Here is an 11,544-nt window from a genome sequence, read left to right as displayed (position 1 = left end):
GGACGATGATTAAAGTAATGGACGTCATTACCGCGACAACTCAAACGTTACAGCCGCCCCTAGAAGATTTATCCCTAGTAGAGACTCATAAGTTGCTTCTCGAAAACCTTGAGCAAGTATGGAGTGATGTGGGTATTCTGACTGATAAGGATCAGCACGCTACTCTGATACTGCTCTTGGATAAAATGCGTGTAGTGGCTGTCTTGCGATTCTCGTTGTCAGCTCAAGAAAGCCGTGACGCTGTGGCTCTTTTGGTTAAGAGTGGCGGCAAGGTCTACCTGCGGAATTATCAGCAGAGCAACTACAGTGTCGAAGAATTGCGCTGCCTATCTACTCTCCAAGAGAGGTGGGATGACATCCAGGGACAAGATGTCGCTTTATCTCTGGATGAGATAGGCGACTATTTTAGGAAAGTTGAGACAGGTTGTCGCGACAAGGGCCGAGGGGCGGATTTCTCTACTGATACTAAACGGCAAGTGATGTTAGCAAGTCACGGACGATGCATGTTTGAAGGCTGTGGAGAAAATCTAGGGTTTGAAGGTCTGTCCGGTTATGAGGGTAATTTTGCTTATCTTGCACACAACATCGCCTCATCAGAATATGGTACAAGGGGTGTGCCTGTTCTCTCTGGAAAGTTATCTAACGATCCTCAGAACATATTGCTTCTTTGCGATAAGCATCATCGCTTAGTAGATAAAGTCGCTAAAGCCGAGTTTCCGGCAGAGCGGTTAGCGAAAATGAGACACAATTTTACGATATCTGTTAATCAGCTTTTGGATGGAATTGCGTACGAACAAGTGCCCGCCTACGCAATACTTTGGCCTGTACATCGAAATGTTATCAGCGCTCCATCACTAATCCAAATAAGCCAGTGCCTTGCAGTATCAAAACAGCGTATTGTGGGGCAGTTGCATGACTTGAGTGATAACGAGGCCCTACTGCGTAATCTAGATCCAACTGCGATTAAATTATTGATGGCTGAAGCTATAAATAGTGCAGCAGATCGATTGCTTGGACAACTGCATAGTAACCGTTACCGATCAGCGCTGTTTGCATTTGGTTCCATGTCTGCTCTTATTGGTCTTGGCGCCAGGCTTGGCAACAAAAATGAAATTACGCCAATGCTGCGTTATCGAGATGGCGGTCAGTGGTGTTGGCCGAGAGAGTTCCCGGTTCGTGCTTTTTATGAAATTAAGGGCGTAAATAGCCTTGGGAAAAACGAAAGCGAGATAGTCTTACAATTCACATTTACCGCCTCGCCTGCTGCGTTCAAAGCTTTTTCAGATGAGCAAGCTAAGAGAGGGATAAAAACCATCAATGTGACTGCTTTGGAGGAGCGTATGGGAAATGCTGCTATTGGCCACCCAGAGGAAGGAAAATTGTTCACAAAAGAAATGCAGGGGCTATTGATGAGGTTGAGGGATGCTCATGGAGTGAAAGTCATTCACTTGTTGCCTTGTGCATCCAATGCTGCATGTGTCTTTTTTGGACGGGCATATGATGCAAATCATCCTGAAGTCGTAGTGTACGACTTCGAAGATACCAAGATGCATCCGGTGCTTCGCCTACTTAACGAGCGGCATAAATGCAACGTTATGTCTTATGATATTAAGTAAAGACGTTACATTGCAGGGCGCTACTTTAGAGTCACCGCCACTTATGCTACTTTTTATCCAGCCTGGTAAGTCCCAACAAAATGCCTATATCGAATGCTACAACCGAACCGTGCGTTACGATTGGCTGGCACAGTATCTGTTTGACAGCATCGAAGAAGTCCAGGATTACGCTTCTCGTTACAATCGGCTTCGGAGACCTCCAGTCCGTACATATCCTGCACATGGCTGCAGATGTCTCGATAGCTCATACCGAGGGCAAACATGGACAGGATTTTGCGTTCAATCTCATCGGTGAGCTTGGTTTGGTTCTTCTTCACCAGCTCAGGCTCAAACGTACCGGCTCGATCTCGGGGGGGGCTCCAGCTCAAAGCTGCCGGTAGCGGCTTTGAATGTTTTACGACTACGGCCGTGACACCGATTGGGTTGTGAGCTCTCGGTCAGATGCTGATCCAGCTCTGCACTCAGCGCTGCTTCAGTTAGCTGTTTGATCAACGGGGTGAGCACCCCGTCCTTGCCTGTCAGGTCTTTAGCCGAGCGGAGCGCCTCAAGCGCCGCATCGAAATCGAATTTGTCGGTCACGTGTCATTCCTGTTTTGTATATGATACTGAAATGACACAGATTTCTGAACACTACCGGAACACTACCGGAACACTACCGGAACACTACCGGAACACTACCGGAACTCTACCTCCTCGTCACCAATACATGGGCGATTTCCCTGTGACTACAAAGATACATGTAGAGCACAACCCCAATTGCAAATAGATTTAGATTACCTCACATGACTACATCCCTGCCGATCAAAAATACATTTTTTACAACAAACACTCAGCTTCACTAACATTCACCAATATTCACTGAAATATCACCGATTCATCATCGTAGTTTGTTCTAGTCACTTTATAGAATGAGCTTTCCATTCCACAGAGGAGAAAAGCGATGAGCAACAAGCAAAACAACAACCATTCTAATCAGTTGAACGACAATAAGGGGACGCCTGGTCACAATCACGCTTACCAGAAAGCCCTAAATAATCGTGCTAACCAATTGAATCCGAACAACCCCCTTTACCAGGGTAAGAAATAGGAGCTAGGATATGATGGATACTTCAGATATGTCGAAAGACGAACTCGACCTATGGTCAGACATCAATAATCCGAATAATGACACTGATATGGATGATTGGGCAGATGCTCACAACCCGAACAATGATGATTATTTGGATGAATAAATGAAGGAGCAGCCGATGGATCTTCGCCATCGGCTGTTTAGCCAGGAATGTTGACTCTCAATGAACGAAAATCACCGAAAAAAATATAAACACACCCGTCAGCTGCTCAAAATAGCTAAGGAACATAACAACTACACCCATAAAGAGATTGCTAAAAAAGCTAGGTTGAACGGCACATCTACCTCTCTAGTATCTCGATGGACCAGGGGTAAAGCACTGGCAACAGAGCATCAGATGTTCTATTTCATTCAGAATTATGAGCATTTCCTCAAACGCAAAATGGAGCATTTGTTTTATAGCTTACGATACACCGAAGGCAAGGAGCAGATGGTTTATGTGAAACTCTCTGGCGATATCGTTTTCAAGCATCAAATTAAAATCTCCAACACATCACCCTTACAATTTAAAAAGGAATTGAGTGCCTTACGTATTGTCGTTTTGAATGAAGGGCAGCACTTTCATCTTGTTGTGCAGTACCGAGCAGGTTTACTGATGGTCGAGAAGTATCAGGATGGTGAGAGCGAGAAATTTCAGCCACACAGCTTGGATCATAATGATATCGTTTACTCTGATCACGAAGATAGTAACTGGTATGTGCAGTTTACAGAGAGAGATATTGATTTCGACAAGCTGGTGTTATCAATACAACGTTATTGCCGAGATCTTTTGGATGGCTATAGCGCTCTGGATTGCGCATACAAAAAAGATCAAAATCAAAATTATCAAAAGAGTCACTTCTTCAATAAGAGCAACGTTTACCCTCTAGAGCTGTCTTTCTATCAAAAAATGCTGTCACTAGGCTTGAACAGTCAGCACTACCCCTTTAATGTTGAAGAGCAAACCCAATAGCTTCTGAGGAGCTCTATCCTCAGTACAGAACTGGTCGCCAGTTCACTTATGAATGCCTTCTTATGAGCACCACCTAAGCAAGCTGTGAGGGTCGTGTACAGGCATTCGGAAGACCTTGTAACCTGTCTTAGACTAGGTGAACACGCCGAGGCAAGTAGCCGAAAAAGTTCAAGGTTTATTAGGGTCAGGGGTGGGTAAAGTCGAACCATACAGTTATTGATACTGTATCGTTCGGCTTTTTTATTTGAATAGAGCTTGAATCAGCTCCTTACCCTTTGGAGTTGCTTCTATTCTGACAGGCATTTTTCTTGGCCCTCTCTGGCCTAGCGGAACATCCTCAGAGACACTTACTAAAAAGTGTCGGAGATCTGAGAATAATTTTTCGGACAACCGTTCTATCAATACCCGTCAGTTTTTCGATATCCTGATAGCTCCTCGGCACTATCATATGTCCAATATTGTAGAGGATAAGCGCGCTTACCAGACAGCTTTCATATGCTACTGAAATGGAAAAGATTTCCGAATACTACCCAGGTATGATCATGAGCTATTGGTGCTAACTTAAATTGATAGCTTACAGTTTGCTCTTGACATGCCTTAGGCATAGATATAATGTTTTAAAAGTTGTGTCTGTTGACACTAATATAGTAGCTGGCTATAAACAGCAAGCTAAATTTCATACTGGACAGTCGCAAATTCAAAAGCACTTAGTATGATTTTAAGCAGAAATATCAGGTTAATTCAATAATCTCACGCCCAAGTATGTGCGCCATCATTTAACTGGTGTGCGCCAGAAATCTTGTCCTTCTTGCTTAAATTGTCCATTGTGAAGATTTTACAGTGGAGTCCAGGCTTTCCAAGTAGAGGCTGCACGCACTCTACAGGATTAGTAGCTTTCCTGAGTTGCAGAGAAGTCTACTTCGACCGGTTGATGCTCACTAAAATTGTCTGCTCTAGACACTTGTTTAACGTTCCGTTGTGCCGTTTGTTGACTAGGGCGTTGAGCTAAAGTAGTTTTGTAACGTTTCGTGATAGAAAGTGCGATTTAAACAAAAAATATTACAAAAAACGTTACAGAAAATTAGAGGTCTGATCTAGATTGATCTTGCAGCCCTCTGTTAGTATGGTGTAAGTTGTTTGGTGGCGGAATATAGAGTATTTATACTCGGTATTTCCGTTTTAATAGACAAAATAAACCCATCAAGGCCCTGTTAATTCAGGGCTTATTTGAGCGGATTTTTAGCTGATTTGTCTGATCTTGAAGCTAAAAACGCTATTGAGATAACAACACGTTCGGATTTTGAGCCAGGTTATGGGGCTGTCTGGCGAGTTCGTCTGTTAATCATACAAAACTATGATGAAGTGTTTTGGAGTGCAGGCATCGATTTTCTAATAGAGCAGTCCAGTCGAGCCGTTATACCTGAAAGCTTTAGATGCATCGGTACCGGCTGAGTGGTGTGCAGGATGGAGCCTCATCAACTCCATCCTGAACAACGTTGACTCGTGTGATTTGTGCAGCCTGCTGAGAAGGAAGACAGCATTAGACTTCCTTCAGTTTACTGGCCATATGGAAGCTATTGACCATGGCTGCGAGTGTTTCTCCATCGATGGCTTTACAGACTTTATTTGCCGGTTGTTTAAAGGTGGGGGTGTCTTCTGCGGCTACCATGGCATTGATGATGGACTCTTCTGTTGCTTCTACGGTTGCCATGTAAAATTCGTCAAAGACTTCATCGTTTAAATAGTCCATGGCACAAACAGGTGCTGAGAGTTGTGGCAAATCCTGCTCATTAGCGGTGCTAAAGGCGAGGAAAATATCGCCAGAGTTATTGCCCCCCGGAGAACCATTTTTGCCGACGCCAAGGGCGGCACGTTTGGCAAGGCGTTTGAGTTGATGGGGCAGCATCGGTGCGTCTGTGGCAATAATGACAATGATAGAGCCTTGTTCATGCACAGGGTGAATGCGGTCGTGTGGCATCAGCTTTCCAATCGGAGCCCCCAGCACTGTAAACCAGGGTCGAATACCATGGTTGGCCTGAACCAGGGCGGCGACAGTGTAGGTTGTGTTTGCTATTTCGACCAGTCGAGAAGCGGTTCCAGTACCGCCTTTAAAGTCATAGGCAATCATCCCTGTTCCACCACCGACGTTGCCTTCTGCCAGGTGACCTGACTTGGCATTGTCTAATGCATCGAGTGCGTCCTGCTCGGTAACATGCATGGCGTTGATGTCATTGAGCACACCATCATAGGTTTCTGCAACGACTGGCATGGCCCACAGGTGGTTGTTATGCCATGCATCTTTGTATTGCGCTACAGTCCATTTAACGGCGGCATGGTGGGTAATGCCAACGGCATGGGAATTGGTGATCATAATGGGACCAACAAAATAGCCACCATCCTGAATCCAGTGAGTGCCTGTCATTTCACCGTTACCATTGAGTGCGTACATGCCTGCCCATACTGGTTGTGGTGTGATGTTCCGTCCCCGGGGCAATATGGCTGTTACGCCGGTTCTGCTGGGCGAGCTTGGGTTATCGTTTATCAGTGTTTTGTAACCTACTTGAATTCCGGGAACATCCGTAATGGCATTGAAGGGGCCTGTGGTTCCAGGGAAAGGTAGCCCCAGTGCACGTGCGCGTAATTTGGGCATAGTTCAGCCTTTTGTTCTTTAGTGTGTAGAGGTGTTTTTAGATTTGAAGTAAATACCCGCCGAGGCGACGACCACGGAAAATAGCAGCATCAGTGTCGCAATGGCGTTAATCTCGGGTTTAATACCGCGGCGGATCATGCCAAGAATGAAAACAGGTAACGTGGTTGAGTCGACGCCACTAATAAAATAGGTAATGACCAGATCATCCATGGAAATGATAAAGCTTAATAACGCACCACCGATCACCCCTGGCAAAATTAATGGCAAGGTGACGCGTCGGAAAGTCTGCCATTCATTTGCGCCAAGATCCGCAGACGCGGCTTCTGTTAGGGGATTCATACCGGCGAGTCGGGCACTGACGACAATAAATACATAGCTGGTTAGAAACGTGCAGTGGCCAATAATGATGGTGCTACTACCTAGCGTAAAACCAGCCCCAACGAAAAAAATCAGCAGTGCAATGCCCAAGACGATATCGGGCATGAGCATAGGTACAAACAATAGCAGCCGATAAAACGATTGCAGTTTAAAGCGATAGCGTGCCAAGGCAACCGCTGTGCTTGTCCCTAGCAACGTAGCAATCAGGGTGGCGCTGGAGGCAACGGTGAGACTGTTTACCAGCGCATTGAGTAGTTGATCGGTTGAGTCCACATAGCTGGAAGAATCGGATAAAGAGGTTTTCGCACCAAAAATACTGCGGTACCAGTCTAGTGTAAAACCATCCCAGATCATGATGTTAACTGGGTTGGCGTTAAATGAATAAATCACAATCAATATTACGGGTACATAGAGAAAAACAAAAAAGAGCACACTGTAAATGGATAATAATCGGCCTAAAGGCGTTTGTTTTTTCATCATGAACTCCTATAAAGCGGCTTGGCTTCTGGCTGATTTGTATAAATAAGCTGACAGAATAATGAGCATCATGAAGATGATCACCATGGACAGCGCCGCGCCAAATGGCCAATTACGTGCATAGAGGAATTGCTGTTCTACCATATTGCCTATCATTAGCACTTGAGCACCACCAAGCAGGTTGGGTACGACAAAGTTGCCGAGGCTGGGAATAAATACCAAAATACAGCCAGCCACAATGCCCGGTAGTGTTAAGGGAAAAATAACCTTTCGAAAGGTAGTGAAAGGTGTGGCACCTAAGTCCTCAGACGCTTGAAGTAGATTTTTATCAAGCTTTTCAACACTGGAGTAAATGGGTAAGAACATAAAGGGAATGAAAATATAGACCATGCCGATAATGACGGCTGTCCCAGAAAACATAAGATTTAACGGTTCTGTGATAAGCCCTGTGGCTTGTAAAAATTGATTGGCAAAACCTGAATTACGCAGTATTAAAACCCAAGCGTAGAGGCGCACCACCATGCTGGCGAAAAAGGGTAGCGTGATCAGGAATATGCAAAGTGACTTCTTTCTTGCAGATAGGGTAGAAACCCAAAATGCGACCGGATAGCAAATGCATAAAGTACACAGAACGGTGGCAAGGGCTAGCCCAATAGAATTGAGCAGTATTTTTAGATAAACAGAATCGAACTCTTCATAAAACCCATCTGCCCAGCCAAATACACGTCCATAGTTCCAGTGATAAAAATTCCACTCAACACCACCGTATAAGCCGGGTTCTAAAAAGCTATAGGTGAGCATGATCAACATGGGACCAATAAAAAATATCAGTAAAAACAGGCTGGTTGGAGCCAGTAAAGCGAGCAGCATAAGCTGCTGACGAGAGACGTTAAATACTTTCATACCCGCCCCTTATGGTATTTATTATGTGAGGGGAGTGTGTGCACTGCACTGATCTGATAATGCAGTGTTATTTCATTGCCTTTTACTAAAGGCTGGTTGGTTTTTCTGGTTAAGGCTGAAAACGCCATGCCATTTTCCAGTACACCATGCAGTTGGTAGTCAGTACCGATAAACACGGTCTGCGTTAAAGTCATGGTTAACTGCGCTTGAGGGCTTTGTTGATCAGCATTTGGGGTTAAAGACAGGTGCTCGGGTCTTAGTAGCAGCTCAATCTTATCGCCAAGCGCTGGCGAAGTATCTTGGCTGTGGATAAGCAAACCATTGCAGCTTACGTCTATGCCCTGTTCCGTTTTGTTGACTACTGTGCCTGAGAGGAGGTTGCTTTCGCCAATAAAATTGGCCACAAATTGTGTCTGCGGTGTGTGGTATATCTCATTAGGGGTTCCCACTTGTTCAATTTTTCCGCCATTGAGCACCACGACGCGATCAGACATGGTGAGTGCTTCTTCCTGGTCATGGGTGACGAAGATGAAGCAAATGCCGAGTTCTGTTTGTAGATTTTTCAGTTCAAGCTGCATTTTTAGACGCAGATTTTTATCCAGCGCAGAAAGCGGTTCATCCAGTAGTAGTAATTTAGGTCGATTAATAATGGCGCGAGCCAGAGCGACACGTTGTTGCTGACCGCCTGACAGTTGGGATGGCAGGCGTTTCTCTATCCCGCTTAACCCAACCATATCCAGGGCTTCAGCGACACGTTTATGTCGTTCTGCTTTGTTGACTCTGGCGATGTCTAAACCGTAACCGACATTGTCACCGACTGTTATATGAGGAAACAGAGCATAGGATTGAAACACGGTATTGACCGGACGTTTATGAGCCGGTTGATGAATAATCGATTGCCCATCTAAGAGAATGTCACCGCTGTCCAGGGTTTCGAATCCAGCTATTATTTTTAATAGGGTTGTCTTGCCGCATCCTGACGGACCTAATAAAGTAATAAATTCGCTCTGAGCAATGGATAAATTAATATCATCCAATGCATTGATAACACATCCTTCAGGTGTGATGAACTGACGATGCGCATGACGAATTTTTACATATTCAGGCAAGGGAATAGACGCTGACATAACTAGCCTCAAAGAAAGAAAAAGGGCGGGTGAACCCGCCTAAGTTCTGGGTTTATTGATAAGTAAGGTTATGAGGTACGGATTCTAGTCCACGCACGGTCATAGAGTCTGATGCCTTGGCCTAACTCTTTGAATAGCTGCAGCTTGTTTTTAACGTCTTCAGGTGGGTTAATGCTTGGATTGTTGCGCAAACTCTCAGGTAATAGCTCGATTGCTTTGGTGTTCATGGTGCCATTGGTTTGCTGACTGGTATTTAAAGCCGCAATCTCTGGTTGGGTAAAAAACTCCAGAAACTTCTTGGCATTGTCTTTATTCGGAGCACTTTTCAGGACGCACATGTTTTCTTGGTACATAGTGGCGCCTTCTTCCGGAATAACGTAAGCCAGTTCATCTGGGTTATCGAATACGTAGAGCATCGCTCCGACATACCATTGTGCCGCTACAATATCACCGGATTGCACCATGGGAATGCTGTCGTAGGTAAACGCAGAAACATTGCCTTTTTGCTTAATGATATAATCTTGGGCCGCTTGTATATCGTCACGATCGGTTGTATTAACGCTTTTTCCATTGGTGATCAATCCGACACTGATGACTTCTCGCATATCATCCAGCATGGCGATATTTTTACCTTCTGTCGGTAGCTCAAAGAAATCTGCCCAAGAGTTCAAGTTAGGTGCTAGATTTTTATTATACAGTATTCCTACTGATCCCCAGGCGTAAGGCAAACAGTATTCACCATTAGGGTCAGACTCAGAGTTTAGAAAGTTAGTATCAATATTTTCAAAACCTGAATATTGATTGATGTCGGTTTTTTCGAGCAGGTCTAGTTTAGCCATGATGTCTTGCATATGAACGGAAGGGAATACTATGTCGTACCCCGTCGCACCCGCTTGTAGTTTGGCTAGCATTTCTTCATTTGATGAGTAAGTATCTAATTTAATTTGGATACCTGTTTCTTCAGTAAAGCGCGTTAATACTTCAGGGTTAATGTATTCACCCCAGTTATAGAGGTTAAGTGTTTCTGCGGCTGAAGCTGAGTGAACGAAGCCGAGAGAGGTGATTGCAATGCTTGTTAAAGCGAGCGCATTTTTTACCTTGTGACGACTTTTTAAACAAAATAACTGTTTCATAGTATTGCCTTCTAGGTGAGGTCTAAAGGAGTTGTTCTTGCCTGTCGTAGTACCGTCATTTCATTCTAGATGATAGTATCTTTCTTTCAATATCAATATATGTTATGTTTCTAACAATTTAAAATTCTATATATATTAATAAATTACACTGATATATGTCTTCTAGGACGAGGATTTATTGATAAATGCGCACCGTTTTGGTTTGCTTTTGATTGGGGGTGCACCACATCATGGCAAAAAACGCCCTGAAACAGGGGGAGTTGTTAGAATGAAAAATACCTTTTCTTCAAAACCTGAATACATAGCGACGACGACGGCGCAGAAAATTCAGGAGTGGATTCCGCTGGTGTCTAAATCTGAGGCACGTGTGGCGCAGTTCATTTTGCTTAATCTGGATCAAATTAGTTACGAAACAGGCGCCTCCATTGCTGAAAAAGCGGCCGTTAGTCAAATTACAGTGAGTCGGTTTTTGAAGCGGGCTGGCTATCAAGGAATTTCGGCGCTTAAAGAGGAGCTTCAGAAAGAGTTTATTCCTATTGAAGCGAGTGAAAGCCAGCGCTTGTCATCGGATTTTTTTTATAGAGACAACTTAAAGCAAGAATTAAAAAGCATGGTGCGCTTATATGAGCAATTTGAAACGGAAAACTGGGAGCGTCTAGTGAGTTGTGTGAGCGCGGCAACCCGAGTGTATGTAACCGGTTTTCAGTCCATACGTGGGACCTCTGAAGATTTTTCCCGCCGCTTGTCGCTTGCGCGTGATCGGGTGCAGTATTTGTCTCCACATGACGGTATGTTGGGCGAGTGGTTAGAGGATAAACCCAGAGCTCGACCTGGGTACGATACCCTGATTTTACTCGATGTTGTGCCTTATGCCGCAGAAGGTCGGAAACTGTGTGAGGTCGCTGTCGAAAAAGGGATTCAAATCGTGATACTAAGTGATGAATTTTGTCATTGGGCGAGTGAATACAATGCCCATGTCATTTATTTCAAGTCCAAATCAGGATTGTTTTTAGAATCTACCTGGGGACTCGTATTAACAACAAACATGTTGATTGATGCAGTTTCTCGGCGAAACCCCAATAGCGATGCCCGAATTAAACGTTGGCAAGATATGGCGAAGCGTTTAGATCTTTTTTAACCTCGAAGCGCCGAGCTCTGCCAGGCACAATACCGGTAAAA

10 protein-coding genes and 2 pseudogenes are annotated in these 11,544 nt (G+C 44.5%); 6 read left to right on the top strand and 6 right to left on the bottom strand.

What is annotated here, in order from left to right:
* Together ACN0R1_RS15860 and ACN0R1_RS15855 are read left to right on the top strand one after the other, a co-directional pair.
* On the top strand, window positions 1–1,616 hold a 1,616-nt coding region (locus tag ACN0R1_RS15860; protein WP_417584600.1), incomplete at its 5' end, for an SAVED domain-containing protein.
* Window positions 1,617–1,662: 46 nt separating this feature from the next.
* Window positions 1,663–1,797, top strand: a pseudogene (locus ACN0R1_RS15855) (integrase core domain-containing protein); the annotation flags it as partial.
* Window positions 1,798–1,801: 4 nt separating this feature from the next.
* Here ACN0R1_RS15855 and ACN0R1_RS15850 read toward each other — a convergent pair.
* Window positions 1,802–2,195, bottom strand: a pseudogene (locus ACN0R1_RS15850) (transposase); the annotation flags it as partial.
* A 518-nt stretch (window positions 2,196–2,713) separates the two neighbouring features.
* Between ACN0R1_RS15850 and ACN0R1_RS15845 the strand changes: the two are divergent.
* The 3 genes from ACN0R1_RS15845 to ACN0R1_RS15835 all read left to right on the top strand — a co-directional run bounded on the left by ACN0R1_RS15845 (window position 2,714) and on the right by ACN0R1_RS15835 (window position 5,149).
* A complete protein-coding gene (locus ACN0R1_RS15845; RefSeq protein ID WP_417584598.1) occupies window positions 2,714–2,848 on the top strand; it encodes a hypothetical protein in 135 nt (44 codons plus the stop codon).
* Between the two features lie 60 nt (window positions 2,849–2,908).
* Complete coding sequence (locus ACN0R1_RS15840) at window positions 2,909–3,697, top strand: hypothetical protein (protein WP_417584596.1); 789 nt, start codon at window positions 2,909–2,911, stop codon at window positions 3,695–3,697.
* 1,248 nt (window positions 3,698–4,945) lie between these two features.
* Complete coding sequence (locus ACN0R1_RS15835) at window positions 4,946–5,149, top strand: hypothetical protein (RefSeq protein WP_417584594.1); 204 nt, start codon at window positions 4,946–4,948, stop codon at window positions 5,147–5,149.
* A gap of 88 nt (window positions 5,150–5,237) precedes the next feature.
* Here the strand turns inward: ACN0R1_RS15835 and ACN0R1_RS15830 are convergent, their stop codons facing one another.
* The 5 genes from ACN0R1_RS15830 to ACN0R1_RS15810 all read right to left on the bottom strand — a co-directional run bounded on the left by ACN0R1_RS15830 (window position 5,238) and on the right by ACN0R1_RS15810 (window position 10,365).
* A complete protein-coding gene (locus ACN0R1_RS15830; protein WP_417584592.1) occupies window positions 5,238–6,347 on the bottom strand; it encodes a P1 family peptidase in 1,110 nt (369 codons plus the stop codon).
* Between the two features lie 18 nt (window positions 6,348–6,365).
* Window positions 6,366–7,202, bottom strand: coding sequence for an ABC transporter permease (locus ACN0R1_RS15825; RefSeq protein ID WP_417584590.1), 837 nt, complete (start codon window positions 7,200–7,202; stop codon window positions 6,366–6,368).
* A gap of 9 nt (window positions 7,203–7,211) precedes the next feature.
* A complete protein-coding gene (locus ACN0R1_RS15820; RefSeq protein ID WP_417584588.1) occupies window positions 7,212–8,105 on the bottom strand; it encodes an ABC transporter permease in 894 nt (297 codons plus the stop codon).
* A complete protein-coding gene (locus ACN0R1_RS15815) occupies window positions 8,102–9,214 on the bottom strand; it encodes an ABC transporter ATP-binding protein (protein ID WP_417584586.1) in 1,113 nt (370 codons plus the stop codon). Before ACN0R1_RS15815 ends, ACN0R1_RS15820 begins: the two co-directional genes overlap by 4 nt.
* A gap of 86 nt (window positions 9,215–9,300) precedes the next feature.
* Window positions 9,301–10,365 (bottom strand): polyamine ABC transporter substrate-binding protein, encoded by a 1,065-nt coding sequence (locus tag ACN0R1_RS15810; protein ID WP_417584584.1) that lies wholly within the window; start codon window positions 10,363–10,365, stop codon window positions 9,301–9,303.
* Window positions 10,366–10,633: 268 nt separating this feature from the next.
* Between ACN0R1_RS15810 and ACN0R1_RS15805 the strand changes: the two genes are divergently transcribed.
* Window positions 10,634–11,503: a MurR/RpiR family transcriptional regulator gene (locus ACN0R1_RS15805; protein ID WP_417584582.1), complete on the top strand. Its 870-nt coding sequence runs from the start codon at window positions 10,634–10,636 to the stop codon at window positions 11,501–11,503.
* Window positions 11,504–11,544: the final 41 nt, after the last annotated feature.

Origin of the sequence: Nitrincola sp. (assembly GCF_048264025.1) — a bacterium.
GTDB lineage: Bacteria > Pseudomonadota > Gammaproteobacteria > Pseudomonadales > Balneatricaceae > Nitrincola.
Note: the sequence above shows the minus strand (reverse complement) of the source record. Positions and strands in the feature narration are given on the sequence as shown.